This is a genomic window from Leptospira selangorensis (genome assembly GCF_004769405.1).
Classification (GTDB): Bacteria; Spirochaetota; Leptospiria; order Leptospirales; family Leptospiraceae; genus Leptospira_B; species Leptospira_B selangorensis.
Window position 1 is genome coordinate 522,224 of record NZ_RQES01000005.1, and the last position, 22,708, is coordinate 544,931.

General features: G+C 39.6%; 22 protein-coding genes. 11 read left to right on the top strand and 11 right to left on the bottom strand.

The annotated features are described in order from the left end of the window. Window positions 1–5 precede the first annotated feature (5 nt). From EHO58_RS04000 to EHO58_RS04010, 3 genes are all read right to left on the bottom strand, one after another. A complete protein-coding gene (locus EHO58_RS04000) occupies window positions 6–584 on the bottom strand; it encodes an anthranilate synthase component II (RefSeq protein ID WP_135627631.1) in 579 nt (192 codons plus the stop codon). After that, complete coding sequence (gene trpE / locus EHO58_RS04005) at window positions 581–2,005, bottom strand: anthranilate synthase component I (RefSeq protein WP_208653459.1); 1,425 nt, start codon at window positions 2,003–2,005, stop codon at window positions 581–583. The genes EHO58_RS04000 and trpE overlap by 4 nt, the downstream gene beginning before the upstream one ends. A gap of 86 nt (window positions 2,006–2,091) precedes the next feature. Continuing rightward, a complete protein-coding gene (locus EHO58_RS04010) occupies window positions 2,092–3,255 on the bottom strand; it encodes an acyl-CoA dehydrogenase family protein (RefSeq protein WP_135678726.1) in 1,164 nt (387 codons plus the stop codon). A gap of 444 nt (window positions 3,256–3,699) precedes the next feature. On the opposite strand from EHO58_RS04010, the gene EHO58_RS19505 reads away from it, so the two are divergent. Together EHO58_RS19505 and EHO58_RS04015 are read left to right on the top strand one after the other, a co-directional pair. Continuing rightward, window positions 3,700–3,873, top strand: coding sequence for a hypothetical protein (locus EHO58_RS19505; RefSeq protein ID WP_167483178.1), 174 nt, complete (start codon window positions 3,700–3,702; stop codon window positions 3,871–3,873). A gap of 341 nt (window positions 3,874–4,214) precedes the next feature. Continuing rightward, window positions 4,215–4,424 (top strand): hypothetical protein, encoded by a 210-nt coding sequence (locus tag EHO58_RS04015; protein ID WP_135678728.1) that lies wholly within the window; start codon window positions 4,215–4,217, stop codon window positions 4,422–4,424. Window positions 4,425–4,513: 89 nt separating this feature from the next. Here the strand turns inward: EHO58_RS04015 and EHO58_RS04020 are convergent, their stop codons facing one another. Then, entirely contained in the window at window positions 4,514–5,362 is an 849-nt protein-coding gene (locus EHO58_RS04020; RefSeq protein ID WP_135627627.1) for a patatin-like phospholipase family protein, read from the bottom strand. 123 nt (window positions 5,363–5,485) lie between these two features. Between EHO58_RS04020 and cutA the strand changes: the two genes are divergently transcribed. Both cutA and EHO58_RS04030 read left to right on the top strand, forming a co-directional pair. Beyond that, window positions 5,486–5,803: a divalent-cation tolerance protein CutA gene (gene cutA / locus EHO58_RS04025; RefSeq protein WP_135627626.1), complete on the top strand. Its 318-nt coding sequence runs from the start codon at window positions 5,486–5,488 to the stop codon at window positions 5,801–5,803. A gap of 94 nt (window positions 5,804–5,897) precedes the next feature. Continuing rightward, the gene (locus EHO58_RS04030) at window positions 5,898–6,512 is read left to right on the top strand and encodes a hypothetical protein (RefSeq protein WP_135627625.1); all 615 of its coding nucleotides are present in this window, start codon (window positions 5,898–5,900) and stop codon (window positions 6,510–6,512) included. Between the two features lie 48 nt (window positions 6,513–6,560). Here the strand turns inward: EHO58_RS04030 and EHO58_RS04035 are convergent, their stop codons facing one another. Together EHO58_RS04035 and EHO58_RS04040 are read right to left on the bottom strand one after the other, a co-directional pair. Next, window positions 6,561–8,258: an alpha/beta fold hydrolase gene (locus tag EHO58_RS04035; RefSeq protein ID WP_135679105.1), complete on the bottom strand. Its 1,698-nt coding sequence runs from the start codon at window positions 8,256–8,258 to the stop codon at window positions 6,561–6,563. A gap of 207 nt (window positions 8,259–8,465) precedes the next feature. Continuing rightward, on the bottom strand, window positions 8,466–9,500 hold the full coding sequence (locus tag EHO58_RS04040) for a helix-turn-helix domain-containing protein (RefSeq protein WP_135628455.1): 1,035 nt from the start codon (window positions 9,498–9,500) through the stop codon (window positions 8,466–8,468). Between the two features lie 199 nt (window positions 9,501–9,699). Here EHO58_RS04040 and EHO58_RS04045 point away from each other — a divergent pair, with 199 nt between their 5' ends. Continuing rightward, window positions 9,700–11,025 (top strand): OmpA family protein, encoded by a 1,326-nt coding sequence (locus EHO58_RS04045; protein WP_425269425.1) that lies wholly within the window; start codon window positions 9,700–9,702, stop codon window positions 11,023–11,025. Between the two features lie 34 nt (window positions 11,026–11,059). Here EHO58_RS04045 and EHO58_RS04050 read toward each other — a convergent pair whose 3' ends face one another. After that, window positions 11,060–11,287, bottom strand: a complete 228-nt coding sequence (locus tag EHO58_RS04050) for a hypothetical protein (RefSeq protein ID WP_135627623.1) — start codon at window positions 11,285–11,287, stop codon at window positions 11,060–11,062. 112 nt (window positions 11,288–11,399) lie between these two features. Continuing rightward, the gene (locus EHO58_RS04055; RefSeq protein WP_135678730.1) at window positions 11,400–13,799 is read right to left on the bottom strand and encodes a sulfatase family protein; all 2,400 of its coding nucleotides are present in this window, start codon (window positions 13,797–13,799) and stop codon (window positions 11,400–11,402) included. Between the two features lie 245 nt (window positions 13,800–14,044). Between EHO58_RS04055 and EHO58_RS04060 the strand changes: the two genes are divergently transcribed. The 3 genes from EHO58_RS04060 to EHO58_RS04070 all read left to right on the top strand — a co-directional run bounded on the left by EHO58_RS04060 (window position 14,045) and on the right by EHO58_RS04070 (window position 15,403). Beyond that, window positions 14,045–14,497: an FAS1-like dehydratase domain-containing protein gene (locus EHO58_RS04060; protein ID WP_100708333.1), complete on the top strand. Its 453-nt coding sequence runs from the start codon at window positions 14,045–14,047 to the stop codon at window positions 14,495–14,497. 13 nt (window positions 14,498–14,510) lie between these two features. Beyond that, window positions 14,511–14,927 (top strand): MaoC family dehydratase, encoded by a 417-nt coding sequence (locus EHO58_RS04065; RefSeq protein WP_100708332.1) that lies wholly within the window; start codon window positions 14,511–14,513, stop codon window positions 14,925–14,927. A 119-nt stretch (window positions 14,928–15,046) separates the two neighbouring features. Then, entirely contained in the window at window positions 15,047–15,403 is a 357-nt protein-coding gene (locus EHO58_RS04070; protein WP_135678732.1) for a hypothetical protein, read from the top strand. 5 nt (window positions 15,404–15,408) lie between these two features. Here EHO58_RS04070 and EHO58_RS04075 read toward each other — a convergent pair whose 3' ends face one another. Continuing rightward, the gene (locus EHO58_RS04075) at window positions 15,409–17,502 is read right to left on the bottom strand and encodes a PP2C family protein-serine/threonine phosphatase (protein ID WP_135627620.1); all 2,094 of its coding nucleotides are present in this window, start codon (window positions 17,500–17,502) and stop codon (window positions 15,409–15,411) included. 354 nt (window positions 17,503–17,856) lie between these two features. Here EHO58_RS04075 and EHO58_RS04080 point away from each other — a divergent pair, with 354 nt between their 5' ends. From EHO58_RS04080 to EHO58_RS04090, 3 genes are all read left to right on the top strand, one after another. Further along, window positions 17,857–18,642, top strand: coding sequence for a tetratricopeptide repeat protein (locus tag EHO58_RS04080; RefSeq protein WP_135627619.1), 786 nt, complete (start codon window positions 17,857–17,859; stop codon window positions 18,640–18,642). An 11-nt stretch (window positions 18,643–18,653) separates the two neighbouring features. Beyond that, on the top strand, window positions 18,654–19,262 hold the full coding sequence (locus EHO58_RS04085; protein ID WP_135678734.1) for a DUF2062 domain-containing protein: 609 nt from the start codon (window positions 18,654–18,656) through the stop codon (window positions 19,260–19,262). A 123-nt stretch (window positions 19,263–19,385) separates the two neighbouring features. After that, window positions 19,386–20,318: a DUF2167 domain-containing protein gene (locus EHO58_RS04090; RefSeq protein ID WP_135678736.1), complete on the top strand. Its 933-nt coding sequence runs from the start codon at window positions 19,386–19,388 to the stop codon at window positions 20,316–20,318. Here the strand turns inward: EHO58_RS04090 and EHO58_RS04095 are convergent. Both EHO58_RS04095 and EHO58_RS04100 read right to left on the bottom strand, forming a co-directional pair. Next, window positions 20,315–21,352: a 2-dehydropantoate 2-reductase gene (locus EHO58_RS04095; RefSeq protein WP_135678738.1), complete on the bottom strand. Its 1,038-nt coding sequence runs from the start codon at window positions 21,350–21,352 to the stop codon at window positions 20,315–20,317. The genes EHO58_RS04090 and EHO58_RS04095 overlap by 4 nt on opposite strands. Window positions 21,353–21,475: 123 nt before the next feature. Further along, window positions 21,476–22,399, bottom strand: coding sequence for a lipase family alpha/beta hydrolase (locus EHO58_RS04100; RefSeq protein ID WP_135678740.1), 924 nt, complete (start codon window positions 22,397–22,399; stop codon window positions 21,476–21,478). Window positions 22,400–22,708: the final 309 nt, after the last annotated feature.

Here is a 22,708-nt window from a genome sequence, read left to right on the forward strand (position 1 = left end):
TGGTTTTATACTTCTGAAACGATTCGAGAAAAGTTTCTCACCAGTTCCAATCCGTTTTGGGTCATGATGGACTCCGGATGGAATTGAACTCCATATAAATGAGGTTTTGTTTTATGACGTACTCCCATGATAATCCCATCTTCCGTTTTAGAGGAAACTTCTAAAACATCGGGAAGACTTTCAGGTTGGATCACAAGAGAATGATATCTGGTAGCTAAAAATGGAGAAGGCAAGGACTTATAAATGTCCTTACCATCATGTTCTATCAGGCTTACTTTACCGTGCATAATAGTCGGAGCGTTTACGATCTTTCCGCCATGGACAAGACCGATGGCTTGGTGACCTAAACATACACCTAAGATCGGTAATTGTCCCGCCAGTTCTTTTAAAATATCAATACAAACCCCTGAATCTTCGGGACGTCCCGGACCTGGACTTAAAATAATCCCTTTGGGAGCTAATCTTTTGATCTCGCTTAGGTCTATCTTATCGTTTCGGAAAACTTCTACCTGATTGCCGATCTGCGAAAAATACTGATACAGATTGTATGTAAAAGAATCGTAATTGTCTACGAGAAGGATCATCTATTCCATTCTCCTTTCAATCCGTTTCTTGCGAAGTCCACCGCACGGAGTAATGCGGCCATTTTGTTTTTGGTCTCTTCTAGTTCGCCTTCAGGAGAAGAATCGTAAACCACTCCGCCACCTGCCTGCACGAATGCTTTCTCTCCATAAAAAGAGATGGTGCGGATCACGATCGCCATATCGGTATCTCCTTGGTAGGAAATATAACCTAAGGCTCCTGAATAAATACCTCTTCTAGTCCTTTCCAGTTCGTCTATGATTTCCATAGCTCTGATCTTAGGTGCACCTGAAACTGTTCCTGCAGGAAGAGTAGCGCGGAGAAGATCATAAACCGATTTTTCTTCTTCCAAAATTCCGGAACATTGGCTCACGATATGCATAACGTGGGAATATTTCTCTATAATTTTAAAATCTTCTACTCGAACGCTTCCCGCTTCGCAAACCCTACCCAAGTCGTTTCTTCCCAGGTCTACGAGCATGATATGTTCTGCGATCTCTTTAGGATCCGCTAAAAGATTCTCTTCCAAAAGTTTATCCGCTTCCGGATTAGCTCCTCTCGGTCTTGTTCCTGCAATCGGTCTTAAGTAAGTCTTTCTATCCTTACATTTCACCATGATCTCAGGAGAAGATCCGACCAAGGAAATATCATCCAACTTTAGGAAATACATATAAGGACTCGGATTTACAGTTCTTAATCCACGATATACTTGAAAAGGAGGGACACCTGGTCGGAATTCCAGCTTTCTAGAAGGAACTACTTGGAATATATCTCCTGCGTAAATATATTCCTTCGCTTTCTGGACAGCTTTTTTATAATCTTCGTCAGGAATATTAGGAGTGTATTCTAATTTCTCTTTGGACTCTAACGGATGTTTGACCCAACCAGGAAGTTCTCCTTCTCTGATCTCTTTTTCAATCGCATCAATTCTTTCTAATGTAGCTTCGTAACAAGCTTTTGGATCTTCGTATTCGGAAAGACGAGCATTTACAACGATCCTCAAAAGACGATCCACATGATCGACCACAAGAACCTCGTCATATAATGCGAAGTATGCGTCAGGAGCCGGTTCATCTTCCGGTTTAGTATCCGGAATATTTTCATAATAACGGACTGCGCCAAAGGAAAGAAAACCTACTGCTCCTCCTTGGAAAGAAGGAAGTCTATGATCCGGAACGTATTTGTCATCTCCCATGGAATATTCCAATAGGAATAACGGATCGTATGTGATTATCTCCGTCTCAGGTTCTTTTCTTTTGGAAACATAGAATAGACCATTCTTACCATAGAGCAGCCTATAAGGATCTTTTCCTAAGAAAGAATTCCTACCGACATTCTCTCCACCTTCTACTGATTCTAGAAGAAAAGAATGTTTGGCCTCAGTGCCTCCCCATTTTGCAAAAAGAGACACCGGGGTTTCCAAATCCAAGAAGACTTGTTTGAAAACCGGGACCAGATTCCCGGATTTTGTTTTCTCCAGGAATTCTTCGTATGTTAAGGAAAATTCCTTCAGAGGTTCGGTCCTTCTATCCCTTTACCTTCTGTTAGGTAGCGAGAGATGATCAATCTTTGGATTTGAGAAGTACCTTCGTAAATTTGGAAAATTTTAGCGTCTCTCATCAGTTTTTCAACCGGGTATTCAGAGTTAAAGCCGTAACCGCCTAATACTTGTACTGCGTCAGTCGTAATTCTCATACAAGCATCTGCGCAAAAAGCTTTAGCGATAGAGGCTTGGTAAGTATTTCTGTAACCGTTGTCGATTAACCAAGCTGCTTGGTGGCAAAGAAGTCTTCCTGCTTCTATATCTCTCGCCATCTCTGCGATCATAAAGGAAATAGCTTGGTTCTCTACGATAGGTTTACCGAAAGCAGTTCTAGTTTTAGCATATTCTAATGCATGTTCCATAGCTGCTCTTGCAACGCCAACTGCCCCGATCGCAACACCTGGGCGAGTATGATCGAATGCTCCCATCGCGATCTTAAATCCATCACCTTCTTGACCGATCATTTGGCTTTTGTGGACTTTCACTTCTTCGAAAGTGATCCCTCTGGTGTCGGAACATTTTTGTCCCATGTTCAATTCTTTTTTTCCAACGACTACACCCGGACTTTTGGAACTAACTATAAATCCTGTGATACCTTTATGACCCGCAGCAGGATCAGTTTTAGTAAGAACGAAGAACCAATCCGCATAACCTGCGTTAGTGATCCACATCTTGGAACCGTTAATGATATATTCGTCTCCAACTTTTCTTGCAGTAGTACGAATACCTGCAACGTCGGAACCTGCGCCTGGTTCCGTAACTGCATAAGCACAGAGTTGGAATTGTTCAGTCATAGGCTGAACCCATTTTTTTAGGACTTCGTCACTTGCTCCGATAAGAACCGGTGCTAATGCAAGGTTATTTGCAAGGATGGCAGTTGCCATCGCAGAACAACCCCAAAACAATTCTTCTCCGATGATAACGTCATCTAATTCGTGCATTCCGGCTCCGTTATATTTTTCCGGAATATGGATATTCATTAAGCCGATTTCCCAGGCCTTTTTCAAGATCTGAAGAGGGTATTCTCCCGTTTTATCATGATGTTCCGCTTTTGGGCGGATCTCATTTTTTGCAAAATCTCTGGCAAGACCTCTAAGCGCTTTTTGATCGTCTGAAAGAGCGAAATCCATTATAACTATAACCTTAATTGGAATGAGGGTAATCAGCGGGAGACGCGATGTATGAACCCTGGGAACAGGTTCTAAGCGGAAGGGTACCGAGTCAAGAACGTACGATTGGATTAGAAGAGACGAGAAAAATCCGGAAATCGTTTAAATGCCGGGAAAAGGGCACCGGCTTCAGGGGTTGATTTTGGAAATAAATTTCCAACGAAGATTTACTTAGGGAAAGACTCTCTTCCTCTGAGACCCAAATGGGTTTTAATTTAGTTCCAGGTTGGAGGTTTCAAATCCTTCTTTTAAATATGTTTTATAAAAAAAGAAGAAGGCTAGATTAGCGAAATTTTATATAAACTTTTGAATTTTGATTGTGGGCGATCTGAACTTTTCCGGATTATCTTTAACCTCGGCCCCGGGATTTTTACCCAGGCCAAAACAATCAAAAGGATAATTTCCATGAAAAAACTAGTATTAGCGCTTACTACTCTTGCTCTTGTTGCTGCGTTTGCTCTAAGCGCAGAAGAGAAAAAAGAGGCTCCTAAAAAAGAGGAAGCAAAGAAAGAAGCTCATAAGGCTGACCACAAAACTGAGACAAAAAAAGAAGCACACAAGGCTGACGCAAAAAAATAATTCCGAAAGGATTTATAACGTCGGCACTGGATATAAGAGTGCAGCGACAAAAAGGGCCTCCCGTAAAGGAGGCCCTTTTTATTTTCAATATAGCTAGAAGAACTATGTATCAATCGGCTTTCAAAAAAGGATCCGGCTAGGTTTAAGCCGCACCGGATATAAGAGTGAAGCGACGATAGGAGTCCAAAGACTCCTGTTTCTTATTCATAAGATCATCCCCTCATTGTCAGCTATTTTTTCCCATTGAGGCCCTTATGCGCTTTCGAGTCGGCCATGCGTAATTGCGGAATTTTTATCTGTTATAACATAATTTTTGCTTGTAAAACAGACAGGCCTCTGGTATGGTCTTTTGCACACCGGAAGCGAAAACGGAAGGTGTAATTAAGGAAAAGGAAGAATTCCAGATGAAAAAACTAGTATTAGCAATCACCACTTTGTCTCTTGTAGCAGCTTTTGCTTTAAGCGCGGAAGAAAAGAAAGAAGCTCCTAAAAAAGAAGAAACAAAGAAAGAAGCTCCAAAAGCTGATCCTAAAAAAGACGCAAAGAAATAATATAAGAGCGGAAAGAACATTTCCGAACTTCGATTATTCTCTAGATCATTTCTCCGGGCCGTCCGAATCTCATCGGGCGGCTTTTGCATTTAGGCCCCTAATATTTGGGATTTCATAAAATGAGCGGACCTTCTTCCTAACTCTAAAGCTAATCTTCCGTTTTCCATTTTGTTCGGATGAAGATAAGGGGTATTGGTCACCACTCTGATAATTTTTTTGCCATACTTCTTAGCTAATAATTCTTTAAGATCTCTTGTTTCACTCGCGATTACACTTACGCAAGAATCGAAAGCCCTCATCAGTATTTTATCCGAAACAGGTTTGCGGTTTTCAATATCATGGATAACGATCCTTTTGATACTTGGATCCAATATAAATTCTTTGATCGGTTCCGCATCCGCAACTCCGCCGTCTAAAAATTCCTCTCCTTTTAGGTTTGGAATTTCGAATAGAATGGGGAACGTCATGGAGGCCATGATCATATCTACGATATTACCTTCGGATTTTAATTCTCGGATACCTTTGGTCAGATTAGAGACCGCGATCCCCATCTTGATAGGCATTTCGGAAATATCCTTACCTCCCAAATAAGGTTCTAATAAGGCCCTGATCTTTTTTCCGGAAAGAATGCCTGAATAATTTTTAAGACCTTTTCTAAACGGTTTTAGGAACTGGCTGAAGAAGTTCCCGTCCCAGAAATCGCTTTTCTGCAAAGTAAGAATGAATCTTGTGATTTCTTCCGGAGGAATTCCCGCTGAAATTAAGGAGCCGATCAAAGCTCCCGAGCTAGAACCAGCGATTGCCGCAGGTTTAAAACCGATCTCTTTTAAACCGAGAGAAAAACCTGAATGTGCATAGAAGCCGAAAAACGCTGAGTTCAATGCCAGCGCGTCATACGATTTTTTAAAGATAAGATTCGGCGATTTTTTGGAAGCCATTGCGAATTTCTTAATTCGGAGGGTAACTTTGTCCAGGATTTTACCTCAACTTTTAGGACTTTCGTTTTGCGAATTCGGAAGAATCATCTTGAAACAATTCAATTCTGGGAGTATCACTATGGTATGAGCTATCGAACTTTTTACGTCACCACGAAGAACGAGACCGAGGCTTTAGAGATCGCGGAAACTTTAGTAAACGAGAGACTGGTTGCCTGCGCCAATTTGATCCCAGGAATGAAATCCATTTATAGATGGCATGGAAGATTGGAGCATAATCAGGAAACGGTTCTTTTGTTAAAAACCAAAGATTCTGAGGCGGAAAAAGTCGTAGCAAGAATTTCGGAACTACATAGTTACACTGTCCCATGTATTGTTTCCTGGGAAATTAAAGAGGCGAATGAAAAGTATTTACGTTGGATAGATTCGGAAATCGGAAAATAATTCTTTCCCTTTAAACATTCTTTCCATACATTCGGATATTTTTATCGAGTCTCTTGGTTTGAAATTCCGACAGATTCGTGACTGAGGCGGATGAATGGAAGAAAAAGCGGAAAAGTTTTGGACCTGGTTTTCCCAAAACAGCCGGTATTATACTAAACTAGATGACCTGGATGATAAAGAAAGAGATCGCCTTTTGGACGATCTAATGGATCGACTCCAGGAAGTGAATTCCGAGTTTTTTTTCGAGATCGGTGGGGGAGATGAAAGTCCTCACGAATTCACAGTTGTCACAGCAGGAGACGAGGATCTGTACGCAGATGCGGAAAGATTTGTAGACCTCGCTCCCGAAATTTCAGGCTGGGACGTATATTCCGTCGACCAATACCAAGAAAAAGGCACAGTCATATTTCACGAAGGTCTGGAATTAGACTCGGAAGAGATCTGGTTTTTACCTTTAGAGAACACAAGTCTTCCCAAAAGTTTCGGAGTTCGGATCTGTTTCCCTGATTTCCCGAATGTAGAATCGAGTCCTCATCTTAAAAAAGCAGTCGGCCTACTATTAGAAGCACTTCTCGGCGAAGATACTTATACTAAAGAAATAGGATATTACGAGATTGGAATGCTTCCCGACGATCCGGAAGAGGAAGGATTTATAGAACTAGTCGAATTGCCTGACTATATCCAGTGGAGAAAGGAAAGAGAGGCATAAAAAAAGGCGGGCAAGCCCGCCGCTAAAGAGGGGAATGGAAATCCGAAATTAATTCTCCGATTGGATCACTAAGGTGGACTGTGGGGTTTTGGAGTGTTTCACATCCAGACCATAAATCAGCACAGTAGGCACCGAATATTGTGAATCGAAAGTATCGATTGCAATCGCGATCTTATTTCCTGCAGGAACATCATACGCTACCGCATTTAGGTCGATAGACATATCTTTTGTTTCATACCATCCCGCATCAAAAATAGTCCCGGTACCATGAGTAATCAAAGTAGCGGTTCCATATTTATCTACATCGTAGAAGTAAACGTTCACGTTAGCCTTTCCTAGGCTGGAAGAAATTCTTCCGTTCCAGAACATTTTACCTCTGATCTTTACTGTAGAACTTAGATTAGAAGATTGGTAAACGATACCATTCACTCTGCTTACTAAACCTAAATTGGTTGTTACAGGAATATCTGCGTGAGAAGCAAGAATATCCGCAAGTAAAGGAAATCCAGTGCTTGCAACAGTATCCGCTCCGGAAAGAATTCCAGTGTTAGTGACAGTAGTGTTTTGGCTGGTTCCGATTTCTCCGTTAGTGAATAGACCTCTAGGTTTCAGATAAAAAGTTTTATCGGAAACAGTAGGAGAAGGCCAAGAAGGAAGAGTTACTCTAGGTCCGGCAAAACGTTTTTGGAAAGTAACCTGAGGTTTGTCCATGATCCCATTATTGACACCTTTCAACCAATAATCGAACCAATCGTATGCGTTATCCCAAACTGTACCGGAAAAACCGAGGATACCACCGATTTCCGCGGAAGCATGAATTCCTTCGTTCATTAAAAGTTTTTTAGGAACAGTGATCTTAGCATAATAATCTAAAACCGCATTCGGGTTAAATAAGTAATCCTCGAAGTTATTCGAGATCATTACGGACTTACCTGCAGAAGCATTCAATTGTCCTACAAAAGTTTCTGGAGAACGATCTGCTGCCCATGTGGTCACAGAATCGATATCCGTATGTTGTAGAAGTTTTCCGAAATTCTGAGCGATGATCGGATCAGGTCTTCCGGTAATATAACTAGAAGCAACAAGCAATAATCCCCAGATCAATCTAGGAGTATCGTTGCCATAAAGAGAACGTTTGAGATTTCCCCAACCACTCATTGCAACAGCAGTTTTAATTCTAGGTTCAGTGCTCACACCTGCTAAAGAAATTCCGGCACCATAAGATATACCTGAAATACCGATATTTGCAGAATCGGTTTGGGTGTTTGCAAGTAACCAATCGATAATTTTGCTAAGATCTGCCCTATCTTTTGGACCAGCAGTATCAATGAGTCCTCCGGAAGCTCCGAAACCTCTTGTGCTATAAGAGAGAACAATATATCCCTTTTTAGCGAGTTTCGCAGCAGGAACCAGATACTCATACTTGTTCAATGCCCAGCTATTAACGAAAATTACTGTTGGGTATTTTCCGGTAGGGGAAGGGGTAGAAGGTGTGAAAAGACTAGCTTCTAACACAACTCCGTCGTTTGCAGTTACCTTAATGGTATTGTCGAAAGTGAAACTTCCGTCGCTCTCTTGCGCGAATGCATTTTGGATCTGACCGCTTGAATCTTCTAACTCGGAAACACCTTTGTTTCCGGAAGTTTGAGCCAGGCTTGGATCTAAGGAAGCTAAGAGGGCCGCAGCTTCCGCATTTTGAGAAGAATCACTTTTACAAGAGTAAAAAGATCCTCCTACGATCATCATTAGTATGCAAAATCGCATAACTAACGTTCGGTATATTTTTCTCATCACTATTCTCCATACGCTTTTTCAGTCTTTGACTTTTAGCTAATTTATGAAGAGGGAGTATAAGACAGTTATCAGTGAGGGTCGTCTTGGATTCGAATCTTGGACAAATTAAAAGGTCTTAATTTTTTATTTAAACAAATTTAGAAGAAAACGTTCGTTCAATTAAGAGACTTTAGATTTTCGCAGATACTCTCTAGGGGAAACACCCTGTATGGATTTGAATGCAAGATTGAAAGTCGCCTTTGAATTGAAGCCGGATCTGTATGCGACCGAGAGAATATTGGCTCCTTCTTCTTTTTGTAATATACGAACTGCTTCTGCTACTCTGAAACCGTTTACAAACTTTGCAAAGTTAGTTCCTTTTCTTTGATTCAGAAATTCCGAAAGTTGATATGGTTTGATATCTAACTGATTGGATAGTATAGAAAGAGAAAGATCTTCTTGTAGATAGATTTTTTCTTTTGACATCAAACTTTCTAAACGGTTTTCCAGATCGTTTGTGTCCACACCTTCTAATCTGGAATTACGATATGCATCTCTCATAGAAGGTCCCATCTCGCTAAAAACTTCCGGAGAATAAATTTGAGCCAGATAACCTGCGACCGCGTAGATTACAGTGCTTAGAACAGAAATGAATAATAAATTAATATCTCTGATTAAATAAGAAATAACAAGGACAGAAGTTACACTTCCGCTTCCGATTATAACGAAAAGAAGTATCCTAGCACCAGCATCTTTTTTCAGTCTTTCCAATTGGAAAGCTGCTCTTGTTTGCCAAACGATAGAAGAATAAAATACTAAATTTGCAGAATATGCACCTAACAGTAGGATATCCGGCCAACTTGTAGATCCTTTTTCGAAATAATCTATAGGATGACTTAGAAAGATTTGAGGTAAAACTAAATGCAAGATAGGAAATAAGATAAGAAGAAGTATTCCGGGAAGATAAAAGCTTCTTTCGAAGGCTGTGAACTTCTCCTCTCGAACCGTAACAGAATACAAACTGTACATTCCTGGCCCTAAAAACCAAGCTAATGGAATATGAAGATGATTTAAAAACGAAGGTTCGAAATAAATCCCCTTCAAAAGAAAATAAACATAAAGGAATTGGATAGAAACACAAAAAGATAATAAAGATAAGATCTTTAAACCGGCAGATTTTTCCGGTCGGAGTAGGCATGCCACAGATAGAAGCATACAAAACAACACTCCGAAGAATACGATCTCATGGAAATGAGGAACCACGAACTAATTGGATGAATTTTTATCGCCTACTTGTCAAGTTCTTACGTTTGGAATTGAAGCCCCCAAATCACTTTTCAGGAGGAAAACTTGGGCCGTTTTAGTCTAAATATCCTGGAAAGAGGCCTGTTTTTTAGGATTCCTTTCTAAGTTTTTGGGGAAATTTTTCGAAACTATTAGTATGGCATTCAGAGGGCTCCTCATTCTATTCTTCTTAATACCCTCTTATATATTTTCCGAAACTCCAGTATTGTTCAGATGGAAAATGAAATCCGGAGATGATCTGGAATTAAACGAATACCATAGAGTAAAGGCCAGACAAGGTCTTAGAGTTATTAATAGAGAAGATAAAAATCGAATTTTGTTAAAGGCCACTGCCTGTAAAAAGGAAGGCTGCGATTTTTCGGCTATATTCGATACCTATATTAAATTTCCTGAATTAGATCCTGCCTTTTATAAAGACAAAACTTTTAAGAGTAAATTTAACATTTCGGAATTGGGCCAATATACCGTTCCTCCTGAATATAGTATGCCCAATCTAAGATCATTGCCTAGTTTTTCCGCGAAAGAAGTAGGTGTGGGAGAAGAATGGACCAAACCTGCCTCTGAAAGTTTTCAGTTCCCTACAGCCAGGATAGAGATCCCAGTCCAAGCAAAGTATATTTACCAAGGCAAAGGAGGCTGGGAATATGCAGGTAAAAAAGGGAACGCGGATCTGATAGAATATAATTATAATTTAATGAAGGAATCCGATCCGATCGCTCAGAATATTCCTTACAAAATTTACGGTTTTGCAAAAGGAAAAGTATTTTTTGATTCCGAACAAGGTGTTCCTCAATATAAGTATGTCCAACTTGCTTATACATTCGTTTTTCCGAATGGGATTGCACAAGAAATGTCTTTCGAGATCCACGGAGTGTATTCTAAACAAAACTCTGTTACGGAAAACGATAAGGATAAAATTGCAGAAGAAGTCAAAAGGATCCTGGGACCTTTCCCGGAAGGAACTTCTTATCCCAAAAAGAAACCTACAGGTAAAAAGGGGAATGGTTTAGAATGGCCTGAATGGGAAGGAAATCCGGAAGAAGAAATTGCAGATCGTGCACCGGTGGAGATCAGAAAATCGAATGAGGGGGTTGTACTTTCTTTAGATAACCTTCTTTTTGATTATAATAAATCCGAATTAAAACCGGAAGCCAAAAAGGTTTTAGAAAGGATCGCAGACGTTCTTAAAAAATATCCTGACAGAGAAATTCGGATCGGCGGACATACGGATGATAAAGGAAGCCAAGAGTATAATCTCAAACTTTCTCAAGATAGAGCCTTATCGGTTCTGCAAGAGTTAAGAGATTCTCATGGAATAGAAGAAACTAGAATGTCTTATAGAGGTTATGGAAAGTCTCAACCCGTGACTGAAAATTCCACGGAATCTGGCAGAGCTAAAAACCGAAGAGTCGATATCACTATCGTTTTAGAATAATATCGGTTTTTGCCCTTCTGCAAAAAGTTTAGAATTAAAAGTAACCTTCACTTTCGCATTCGTTAAAATGATTATTTTCCATTAAGCAGGAAAGAAGGATGCTATTATAGGATTCTGTTCCGGGTTCGTGAGCGCCTACTGCTTGGCACACTGCATCTCTCATAACTTTTCTTCTGTCTTGACAACGTTCTACAGGATTAGTTCCGCAGGATATGAAACCGAATATTAGAATAAGACAAAATACAAGATTTCTAACTTTCATTCTTTTCACCTATTTCTGTTTGGATTAGCAAGCGGATAACATAACGAAGGATATGGAAAAAGCAAGGAGTTTTGGCAAAAACGAGCGGAGAAACTTTTATATAAAACGGATTCTATTCATGGATATAACCCCAGCTTTCCAAAACTTTTCGGACTTCTTTTCCTAACGCAGCTTGCTCTGAAGATTCCGAATTTCCAGAAAGTCCAGCATCGTTATAAAAATAAGGTATTTTAGAAGTTTTAAATTCATAAGGAAGTTTTGCAGAAGCCACTGATTCTGGAGAATCTCTATAAATTTTAGAACTCGCATCCGATAAAATTCCCCATTTTCCGGATTTATAATCTTCCGGTTTTCCATCTTTGGAAATGGACAAACGAAATCCGAAAACAGGTTCTACTGTATAAAAGGAGAGGATACTTTCTTTACCAGGGGTTTGTTTTACGGTTAGAGATGCGGACTTCGTTTCTAATCTATTTTCAGTAACTGGAGTATCAGATTGTATTTTATAAATTCCGGCTTGGATACCGATCTCTATCCTACGTATACATTCTTTTTCACATGCAGGTAATCTGAGTTTAAAAACATTTTTCTTTAAGCTGTGAGAATCTAAATCCTGTCTTGCTTTCGTGAGAAGTGTAGAATTACTTTCGGAGAGATTTTGTAATTCTCCGGGATCTGAAACCAAGGAATAAAATTCCTCAGACATCTTATGAGGTTCTCCTTCTTTGGTTCTTCTTACAAAATCATAACCAGGATATCTTCGAATCAGTTTGTATTCTTTGGTTCGAATGGATTCTGAAAATCTTCCTTCGGTATATATAAAGTTTTCGGATTGCGGACCTTCTTCTCCATATATGGCTCTGGAATAATCATTTCCATCGCAGGAACTCGGATCACAAGGTAAACCTAATGCTCCTGCTAAAGTAGGGAAAAGAGAAAGTAAAGAAACCTGATCGGAGAAAATTCTTTTTTCAATATTCGATTTTTCCGAGACGGGAGGATGAATGATCCAAGGAACTTTAATTTCTTCGTCGTAATGTGTTTCTCCGTGTGCATGTAAATTTTCTGCCACGAAATGATGATGATAATAATGTTCCATGGATTGTAATTCTCCATGGTCTGCAACTACTGCGATCCAGGATTTATCGAAGGCTCCTGTCTTTTTAGCCTCTTCTAAAATTTTACCTATGACCTCGTCCGTATATAAGATCTCAGCCATATATTTTCTTACGTAAGGATCATAACTGTTCCAGATCTTTGGATCAGTTTTTTTTGCCAGAATATCCATATACTTTCTTTCAGGAAGATAAGGATAATGAGGGGTATTGATATTTATATGAAGGAAAAATCTTCTGTTTTTGTTCTCTTTTAAGAACTTTATGGATTCTGCAAGTATTAGCTCAGTATCGTCTTTGTCTTTTCCAGGTTGAAATAATTTATGAAATCCTAGATCGACTCCCACGCCAGTATAATCCAGGAGGAAAACATTATTCATAAGGCTTGCAGTTAGGTAACCTTTGGATCTGAGATGATTCGGTAATGTTTCCGGTTTTTTGGAATAGAATATTTTTCTATGAAGGTTGGTGGAATAAAACCAAGCATTTCCAAGACCTAATTCGGATGTGATCTTAGAAGTGAAAAAAGAAATCATACTTGGCTTGGTCCAATTCCCGTTAGAGAAAGCATTTTCAAAAACGATAGAATCGGAAGCGAGCTCGTCCAGATAAGGACTGGTAGGGATGGGAGAACCGCCAAATCCTAAACGATCCGGCCTCAGAGCATCCACCACGATCAATATTACATTCTCTTTAGGTCCCCAAAGTTTTGGATCAGCCACAGAAGCGTATAATGTAGGTTGTCCTACAAATAAAAGATCGTTCTGATTTTTAGGGATCCATTCAAAGTTCCAAGTAGTAGCAGGTTCTTCTTCTAAAGATTTAGAAATGGATTCTTGGACCTTGATCTTATGATCGACCCATTCTCTTCCTTGGCTTTGTATATCTTCGGAGAATACGATAGCATCTCCTAACTTCACGATCAATTTTCCGGAACTTGGAACATTCTCCCCCGAGGAAGAAAGTGCTGTAGTGGAAAAATCCAAAACAACATTTTGTAGATCATAAAGTTTTGCTCCTGGGATAATAAACTCCGAGGAAATATCACATCCGCCATTTTGGAATAGGAGCAAACTATCTCTGGATTCATTTAGAAGAGTCTGTTTATCTTTTAAGATAGTAAGCTGAGTGTTTCTCCATTTTTCATTTAGAGGAAGTTCCGAATAACGGGATGGATTTTTTTTATAATGATAAGAGATCTTTTTAATGGCTTCTTCTGAATTTCCTCTACATACACTTCCGGATTTTTTTAAAGAACGAAGTCCGTCCCAAACAGGGATTATTGTCTCTTCTTCTTTTGAAAACGATCCTGGAAAAATTTGCCTACAATCCTGTAAAAGATAACAAAGCAGGATCGGGATCAATATCCTAGAAAGTTTGGGACCAAAAGAAATCATGAGGAACAAGGACAGAATTTTACTTGAGGGGTCCGCTTACAACACTTATAGTCCGCCCGCGGGCTTCAGGAGCGAAGCGACTATCATTCCGGATGAACACCATTCAGTGAACAGTTGTTTGAGCGAACAGAACGTTCGTTACTAAAAATTCAATGGACCTGTGAGATCGGTGTCTAAAAAATAGGGCCATATAAACGATCTTCGATCCTTCGAAGGTTTTTAAACCAATCCAAAGGAAAAGGATTATGGCAGAAAAAGGCATTTCAAAAGACCTGATCGGCACAAAACTCGACTCCTACGAATTCGACGTAGAAAGAGGAAAGATAAAAGAGTTTTGTCTAGCGATCGGCGAAAGCAATCCGATATACTTCGATTTAGAAGCGGCAAAAAAAGCGGGATATGAGGACATTCCAGCTCCTCCTACATTTCCCACTGTGATCCAATTTTGGGGATATCCTAAAATTTGGAAAGATATGGAGAACATGGGAGTTGATACTTCCAGGATCTTACATTTAAAAGAAAAATATAATTATGTTAAAACTCTTTATCCTGGTAAGGTTTCTTCTCAGGGAGAATGTGTTAACGTAACTGTCGGTAAAATGGATACTATGACTTTCCGCACTACAATTCGTAATGCGAAAGGTGAAACTGTGATCGAAGCAGAGATGTCTATTTTTATCCGTAAACCGGAACAGTGATAGGAGGATTAAGATGAGTAAGATTGAATTCGACAAGTACGAAGTAGGACAAGAGCTCCCTCCTTTAAAAGTGGATACTATCACGCATGCGCATCTAGTGCGTTATGCGGGAGCGAGCGGTGATTTTAATCCGATCCATAACGATCCGGATTTCGCTCGTAAGACTGGATTGGATGGAACCATCGCGCACGGTATGTTCGTCATGGCTCAGATCGGAAGACTTTGCACTTCTTGGGCAGACCAAAAACAGATCAAAGAATTCGGAGTCACTTTCAAAGCGATGACCAAGCCTGGACAAAAACTAACTTGTTCCGGTAAGATTAAACGTAAGAAAGAAGAAAACGGAGAAAAACTACTTACAGTAGCTGTAGAGGCTTCTGATGAGTCCGGAGAAGTAAAAGCTTCCGGAGAATTAGTGGTTATCTGCTAATCTTTTCGTTCACCCGAATAATAAAAAGCCTCCGGTCTCGGGGGCTTTTTTTATGTCTGAGGAAAATTTAACTTAAAAATGGATTGTTCTTCCTTTCGATTTGGATATGCCTATTGCCCATGATAAACTCAGGTAAAAGTGTACAATATTTCGGGATATTTTTATTGATCGAAGGATTTCTTTTGATCACAGTTCCGAATTTTTTCTTAGGTCTTTTCTTATTAAGTGCAAGTGATGTTTGGGTGAGAGTAGTGGGGCTGACTCTTATCATATTAGGATATTTTTATTTTAAAATGGGACAAGGGAATATTCGTCCTTTCTTAAAATTAACCACTCATTCGAGAACGTTTCAGTTTATAGTCTTGGTTATCTTTGTATTGCTTGGTTGGATCCATCCTATGATCTTATTGCCGAGTGGGTTTGAATTTTTATGCGGGGTTTGGACCTTCTCCCTTTTAAAAAAGGAAAGGGCATAAATCTTTTAAGCAGGATATTCGGGAGTTTCTCTGGATTCGATCGCGATGATAGTGATATCATCGTATCTTTGTTCGTCTCCCCTGGATTTTTCTTCCATTACTACTAATTCTTCTAATAGTTTTTGGAGGCTTACATTTGAAAGTGTGGAAGCCCTGGACGCAATTGTCTCGACGGTGCTCCATCTATTTTCCTTTCTTCTGTTCTCGATGAGTCCATCAGAGAAAAGTAATAAACGGCTTCCTGTAGGAAACTTATAGGTTGAGAATTCGATCTCTAAGTCATCAAATAGTCCTAATATAGGCCCTGTTTTATGGAGTAATTCGTAATTTCCGCCCGGTGAAAGTAAAACCTGGTCCGGATGTCCGGCGGAAGCATATAGAACTTCTTTTTTTTCCAAATAGATATCAGCTACAAAACAAGGGAAGATACTTTCTAAGGTATCGAACTTTCTTAAAAACCTTCCATTCAATTCTTTTAATACAAGAGTAGGGCAGGCTAATTTTTTTAACTCTTCGTATTCGGTTTTTAAAGCCATGGTCATAAGACTTGCTTGCACCCCATGACCGACCGCATCCGCCAATAATACTCGAACTTGGCCGGGATTGATCTCCGAAATATCTAAAAAGTCTCCACCCACTTTTTCTAAAGGTTTGTATACGTAATCGAAACGAATTCCTTTGATCTCTCTTTCCGGAGGAGTGAGTATTTTTCTTTGTACGTTCTGGGCGATCTCCAACTCTCTATTGATCTGTTGGAGAGTATCGTTTAGAGTTCTGGTCCTATCTTCCACCTTTTGAACCAACTTTTCTTTCATTTCGAAAAGTTCTAAGTTCATAGTTTGTAGATCTTCGGTGAGAAGTTTTGCTTCTTTATATTTGGAAGAACGATCCGAAGCGATTACCAAAGATTGTAAGAAAACGAAAAGTACGAGTGCAATATGCGAAACCTGATGAGAAGACACTTTTAGAATATAAGTATAGAATAGATCGATCGCTACTCCTAAGAATAGTATCCCCGAACCGTATAAGATATAAGAAGAGTTATTCTCTTTATCAAAGTCTATCCCGAAGATTACATAGATAACATAACCGATCGTGACACCTATAAATAAATGGAAATAGGCAACCTTGCTACTATTAAATTCCAAAGAGCCGAATAAGGTCATTAGAATGAATAGAGAGATGATTGCTAAAGAAATTCTAATATATAGTTTAGATGCGTAAACGGAAAAGGTTTCATAGAAGAATAGCAGATATAATCCGGTGGCACACATCATGGAAATCTGTTCTATCATCTGTATTCCGTTCTGGTTGATAGAAGGGAAAAATTCCATTAGAAGTCTAGTATTCGTAACCAGAGTCCTAATACCGATCGCCATACTCATAAATCCGAAATACAAAGGAGCCTTGCTGGATCTTAAATACAAATACAGAGAGATATGATAGAGCCCCATAATCACTAAACTGGAGAATGCAAAAATATCTGTGAAGATTGTCCTTGTTCTCGTGGACAACATTACTTCGGAAGGACCTAATTTAATAGGAGAGCTGATCCCACCTTGTCTTGCGAAATTATTCGTAACAAAAATTGAAACTTCTATCTGACTGGAACTCGGAACAAAAGAAAAAGATCTGGGTTGAACCCTTGCTACGCTTGATTGAGTAGAAGTAGATGGACCTCCGGATTCTCCTTGGAACTCTCCATCCAAGTATAATCTATAGGAACTCCAAACGGTGCCTAAGCCTAGAGTAAGAACCTTCCCTACCCAAACGTCCGGTAAAAGGATCTTGAGCCTATAGGTTGCATACCCTAGTCTTTCATAAGATGGATGTAATTCGGTTTCTCTATTCCAAGAACCTGGAACAGTCATATTCCCGTGAAAGGATTCTAAAATTTTTCCCGGCTCTTGGCTCCAGAAAAATTCCCATTCTCCGGAAAGATCTACCGGGCCGGAGCTTGCACTTTGGATGCCTCTAAGATCGATTACACCTTTATAGGCGCGTAAGTTTTCTTCCTTATGCCATGGGGTGAGGGACAAAAGGAAAATGAGGAAGCCGATGGGTCCTAATAAAAAGAATAAGTATTTTGCCGTATGCATTGAGCAGGAAGGTTGGGACCATCCTCCATCGGTTTATATTTTCTCGTCAATCTTTCTCCGACTAACAAGAGTATTCGGGAGAATTTTTGGAAAATAAATAATTTCCAAACTCGACTCCGGAATATTTGACCTTCTACTTTTTGCTTGGATTCCGTAAATACGAAAGAGCGTCCCAAAGTGTAAATTCGGGGAACTTCAAAGGCTATTAGAGGAAAAAAATCGAAGAATTATACGTCCAATCCAGGCGTTTTTTGGAAAAAAGAAGTATTTTGGCAAATAGACTTAAAAACCGGAAATTCATGTTGCCATGTCGATCCTTTGGAAGAGCATGAAAAAGACCGATACGAATCAGATATGGACCGTTTTCATTTTTTTAGAAACTATTCTATTTTAGCTAGCGTTACACTTGTATTGGCTTCTTATTCAGCTTGTTCAGGGGAGAAGGATGAGCCTTCCATTCTGGAAATCAGAGATTTATTGGACTCTGGTCATTTAACAGAATCCGTTCAGAAGGCTAAGGATAAGGCACTTATTACGGGAAAAATGGACCAAGTCCATTATTTGAGGGGATGGATCCATTATTTACGCAAAGAAGATTCTTCTGCGGAGAAGGAATATAAACTTTGTTTAAAGGAAAATAAAAACTCTATCGATTGCCTTAGAGGTCTTGCTCAAATCGAAAAACATAAACAAAATTATGAAAAGGCAGAAACAAGATACAAACAGGCCTTAGTAATTGCTCAGGCAAGTAAAGACCAAGAATACAGTTCTATGTTACTTACTGATCTTGGAAATTTAGCTCTTTCTCAAGATGAAAGGGAAGAAGCAATGGATTGGTATAATAAATCCATCCAAGTAAAACCGGAAGGTTCCGCTTATTACGGACTTGGTTTTGTACATCTATTGAATCGAGACAAGCTTGCTTCTATCCAATCCCTAAAAAAAGGATTAGGAATCGAATATAGAGATCTAATTATCAAAGCGGAAACCTATTATCTTCTGGCAAAGTTACAAAATGATTTCGAAAAAAATCCTCAGGCAGCTAGCGAGTCGGCAAAAAAAGCCTTCGAATTATTTCCTGCAATGGAGAAATACTCAAAATCCTGGGAACATTATTCCAAACTTTCCAGTTCTAAATAAAACAGGACCCAATGAATTTTCTCAGAACGATCTGGCGTGTCATCCATAAACAAATTATCTTACCTTTCCAAGAATCTTATGCCCCTATTCACGAAGTTTGTTTAGGTACTACTATCGGTCTGATCTGGTCTATGACTCCTCTTGTGGGAGTTCAAATGTATTTGGGATTAGGGACCTGGTTGGTACTTCGATTATTCCGAATTCGTTTTTATCTTCCTATTGCAATTGCAATGATTTGGATTACTAATCCGGTCACTCTTCCGTTTTTCTATTCTCTATTCTACTGGATAGGAAAACAAGTTCTACTATTACTTGGGATTCCTTTCCAGCAGATAAGTTTCGACACGTTATTGGCCATCTCCAAAGAATCGGAATCTATGGATTTGATCAGCGGGCTTTATCATTGGACAATTTTCTTATTCGATAAGATGGGGCTTCCTATGTTCGTAGGTGGATTTGCTTTCGGAATTCCTCTGGCCCTACTCGGTTATCCGATCACCTACCGTTTGCTAAATTCTTATAGATCCAGAAGAGCTCATGAAGAAGGTATCAGCCTACAGGAATGGGAACTAAAACACGTTAGAAAAGATGTGGGATTGTTCGCGGCCAAAACACCTTAGGGTCCGCCTTGTAACCTTCGTTCCCTTCCATATATTTTTTCCGATTTAAACATAATTAGTTGTCCGAATTTCTTTCGGATCAGCATAGTATTTGTTACTCGAATTCAATCCGGGAGAATATATATGATTCGTCGATCCTTGGCCTTTTTCTTTTTTATGGCCATCTTATGGAGCCTTCCCGTTTCTGCTCAAAAATTTGAAACAGATGCGGATTTAGCTAAATGGATTAAATCCTTAAAGTATGAAACTAATCTAGTTCCTCTTTCAAATAAGGATGGAAAACTGATCGCAAACATTCAAGTCCCGAAGGGTTATAAATATCTAAATCCAAAAGATAGTAAGATTGTATTGGAAGATGTTTGGGGAAATCCACCTAGCGATCCGGGACTCGGAATTTTATTCATCGCCAACGAAACACCTTTGGATCTCGGATCTTATGCGATTACTATCGACTATGTGGAAGAAGGTCACGTAGATGATGAGGACTCAAAAGAGATCAAATACGACGAATTACTATCCGAGTTGCAAGAATCCGCAAAAGAAGAAAGTGAGCAAAGAAAAAAAGACGGATATTCCGGATTGGAATTAGTAGGTTGGGCTTCTTCTCCTTATTATGATTCCGCAGCTAAAAAATTGCATTGGGCGAAAGAATATAAATTCGAAGGAACTGAAACAAATACTCTCAATTATAATATTCGAGTTTTAGGAAGGACCGGTTATCTATTACTCAATGTACTCGGAGACATTAACGTTTTGAAAAGAGTAGAAGGGGATGTGGGCAGAATACTCAAGAGTGTGGAATTCTCCGAAGGAAATCGTTATGCCGATTACGATTCTAAAATAGACAACTTAGCTGCTTATGGGATCGGAGGTTTGATCGCGGGAGGACTTCTGAAAAAAGCAGGATTGTTTGCAATGATCGGGGGATTTTTACTTAAAGGTGCAAAATTACTGATCCCGGCTGCGATCGGTTTATTCTATGCAATCAGAAGATTCGTTTTCGGAAAAGGGAAACCGGAAGATACTGCTTCCGGACCGGGTGATAAAGAAACCTAAACAACTCCTAAAAGATTAGAAAGCGTTTCCGCATCGTATTTAGATTTGCCGGAACCGCTTTCTGCTTCTGAGATCAAAGAAACAATCTTACGATTGATTGGTGCCTTGTGACCGATCTCATCCGCTAAATTTACAATCTCTCCGTTCAAATAAGAAATTTCAGTAGTTCTTCCATGATGTAGGTCTTCCCACATTGAGGATCTTGCTTCCGGATCAATTTTGACCATGGAAGAAGCCACTCTGAAAAATAGAAAATCAGGCAAACCTAAAATGATTGGCGCAAGCCAAGGGATCATTTTTCCGGCACTTGCGGGTTGGATCCCGGAAAGTTTAAGTATTTCTAAACCTTCTAAGATCATAGAGGCTAAAATTTTTCTGTATGTTCTTTGGGATAATTCTTCTCTGAGAGGAACACCGGCGAGTGCATTTAAACTATTATTCAAGTTGAAAAGTAGTTTTCCCCAAAGCACACCTTCCATGTTTTTATGTACGATAGAAGGTAAACCTGCCTTTCTAAGACAAGAATGGATCTTGTTCCCAAATTCGTTTGATTTGATTACAAGTTCTCCACTTGTTCCCTGGTGAAACTGTCCCTTTCCTTTTGCAACCACATTGAATGGAACCATACCCGGTAAATTCCTGTCGTTTAACTCAGGTAATACGGAGGCTAACTCTTTTGAGTTTCGAACCCCATTCTGAAAACTAACTACTATAATTTTGGATAATTCTTCCGGTGAAAAAAGAGAACGAATGGATTTGCCCGCTTCTATCGTATCTTTACTTTTGACTGTGATCAAAAATACGTTAGAGTCTTTGGCTTCTTTTATATCCGTAACATAACGAACTTGGCTTGGAGCGAGTGTGAAAGAATTTCCTTTATAGTCGCTGATCCCCAAACCGAATAATTGGATCTCTTGTTTTAATCTTTCTCTACCTACAAATACTACAGGATATCCTGCTTTTACCAGGTATGCTCCGATGTACGTTCCGATACTTCCGGAACCTATGATTGCAAATTTGGGGAAAAAACTCATAAGCGGAAAGAATGAAGAATATTAGAAAAATACCAACTAGAAAATCGATATTCTGTACTTAGATTTGGGCATAAAAAAAGCCGGGAGATTAACCCCGGCTTTTTTCAGACTCAACGTTCGAAATTATTGGTTAGATTTCGCGTTGGAAGCCATTTTCAGGAAGTAACCTTCTACATCGTACCAAGGTTTTCCGGAATTCAAAGTGTTGGAAGCTTGTAAGTGATCCACACCGGTAACGAAAAGTCCGTAATCTGGTCCACCGTTGAAAGTTCCCCATTTCAAAGAAGTATAAGGAACGAGTCCGTCACAAGTTCCACCTTGTCCATTGAACAATCCACCAGCAACACATGCAGGTTGAATGATCCCCATAAGAGGGTGTTGGATCAGGTCAGGAATAGTGATGTAAGATCCGTAAGAGAAATACTTAACGGAAGAAACGTTTGGAGTGCGGGTGTTGAAAGCAGCAGTTCCGCTGGTAGTTAAGGAACCGAGTGCCGCAAGAGCGTCTTGGTTTCCGCCACCATATACTAATTGAACCACAGCTCCTAAGATACCGCTAACGAAAGGTTTGATCCAATCAGGAAGAACAGTAGTTACGATATCTGCTATTGGAGATCCTCTGTGAGGAGTATTCAAAGTAGTTAAAGTAGAAACTTTAGAAGAAAGTCCTAGATTGGAGATAGCATAGCGGCTATCTAATCCACCTTGGGAGTGTCCAAGGATATGCACTTTGCTAAAGCCGTTTGCAGCTATATAAACAAGAACTTTGTCTTTTAGCTGAACACCACGAGTCTCATTAGATTGAGCCGCAGTTTTAGTAGGAGCATATACTGTTGCACCTTGGGATGTCAGATAGGAATCCATTCCGCCCCAATAGTTAACGATGCTGATGATGCCGGATGAATCAGTTCCCCAACCGAAAAGTCCGTGGGAAAGAACGATTGGATATGATCCAGCTAATGGTTTGGAGGAAGATCCTCCCCCTGAAGCGAACAACGTGCCGCTACACAAAAATAGGAGTAATACCGCTAATCCTAATTTACGCATTTGAGTTTACCTCTTCACTATTCTCTTGCTGTCTATATGGTCTCAGATTGAGATTCGCTTAGTTTTAACTTGTTCGCTTTTTTATCTGTATCACTCGGTACAAAACCGAGCTTTTGAACATTAATTCCAGAGGCAAAGCTGTCAAGATAAAACGTTCGAAAAAAGTGATGATAAAATAACGTTTGATATGGAACTAATTTCTTTTTATAACGGTCGGTTTTTTATGGATATTCCTTTAGGGATGGATTATGGGCAGAAGGTCCCAAGTTGAAAAACCGGCCTTTTTAAGTATGACTAACGTGTTTTAGA

What these genes read in the sequence shown, in the direction of transcription:
- EHO58_RS04000 (WP_135627631.1), bottom strand. Translation starts at nt 584, where the DNA reads ATGATCCTTCTCGTAGACAATTACGATTCTTTTACATACAATCTGTAT.
- EHO58_RS04010 (WP_135678726.1), bottom strand. Translation starts at nt 3,255, where the DNA reads ATGGATTTCGCTCTTTCAGACGATCAAAAAGCGCTTAGAGGTCTTGCC.
- EHO58_RS19505 (WP_167483178.1), top strand. Translation starts at nt 3,700, where the DNA reads ATGAAAAAACTAGTATTAGCGCTTACTACTCTTGCTCTTGTTGCTGCG.
- EHO58_RS04015 (WP_135678728.1), top strand. Translation starts at nt 4,215, where the DNA reads ATGGTCTTTTGCACACCGGAAGCGAAAACGGAAGGTGTAATTAAGGAA.
- EHO58_RS04020 (WP_135627627.1), bottom strand. Translation starts at nt 5,362, where the DNA reads ATGGCTTCCAAAAAATCGCCGAATCTTATCTTTAAAAAATCGTATGAC.
- cutA (WP_135627626.1), top strand. Translation starts at nt 5,486, where the DNA reads ATGAGCTATCGAACTTTTTACGTCACCACGAAGAACGAGACCGAGGCT.
- EHO58_RS04030 (WP_135627625.1), top strand. Translation starts at nt 5,898, where the DNA reads ATGGAAGAAAAAGCGGAAAAGTTTTGGACCTGGTTTTCCCAAAACAGC.
- EHO58_RS04035 (WP_135679105.1), bottom strand. Translation starts at nt 8,258, where the DNA reads ATGATGATCGTAGGAGGATCTTTTTACTCTTGTAAAAGTGATTCTTCT.
- EHO58_RS04040 (WP_135628455.1), bottom strand. Translation starts at nt 9,500, where the DNA reads ATGCTTCTATCTGTGGCATGCCTACTCCGACCGGAAAAATCTGCCGGT.
- EHO58_RS04050 (WP_135627623.1), bottom strand. Translation starts at nt 11,287, where the DNA reads ATGAAAGTTAGAAATCTTGTATTTTGTCTTATTCTAATATTCGGTTTC.
- EHO58_RS04055 (WP_135678730.1), bottom strand. Translation starts at nt 13,799, where the DNA reads ATGATTTCTTTTGGTCCCAAACTTTCTAGGATATTGATCCCGATCCTG.
- EHO58_RS04060 (WP_100708333.1), top strand. Translation starts at nt 14,045, where the DNA reads ATGGCAGAAAAAGGCATTTCAAAAGACCTGATCGGCACAAAACTCGAC.
- EHO58_RS04065 (WP_100708332.1), top strand. Translation starts at nt 14,511, where the DNA reads ATGAGTAAGATTGAATTCGACAAGTACGAAGTAGGACAAGAGCTCCCT.
- EHO58_RS04070 (WP_135678732.1), top strand. Translation starts at nt 15,047, where the DNA reads ATGATAAACTCAGGTAAAAGTGTACAATATTTCGGGATATTTTTATTG.
- EHO58_RS04075 (WP_135627620.1), bottom strand. Translation starts at nt 17,502, where the DNA reads ATGCATACGGCAAAATACTTATTCTTTTTATTAGGACCCATCGGCTTC.
- EHO58_RS04080 (WP_135627619.1), top strand. Translation starts at nt 17,857, where the DNA reads ATGGACCGTTTTCATTTTTTTAGAAACTATTCTATTTTAGCTAGCGTT.
- EHO58_RS04085 (WP_135678734.1), top strand. Translation starts at nt 18,654, where the DNA reads ATGAATTTTCTCAGAACGATCTGGCGTGTCATCCATAAACAAATTATC.
- EHO58_RS04090 (WP_135678736.1), top strand. Translation starts at nt 19,386, where the DNA reads ATGATTCGTCGATCCTTGGCCTTTTTCTTTTTTATGGCCATCTTATGG.
- EHO58_RS04095 (WP_135678738.1), bottom strand. Translation starts at nt 21,352, where the DNA reads ATGAGTTTTTTCCCCAAATTTGCAATCATAGGTTCCGGAAGTATCGGA.
- EHO58_RS04100 (WP_135678740.1), bottom strand. Translation starts at nt 22,399, where the DNA reads ATGCGTAAATTAGGATTAGCGGTATTACTCCTATTTTTGTGTAGCGGC.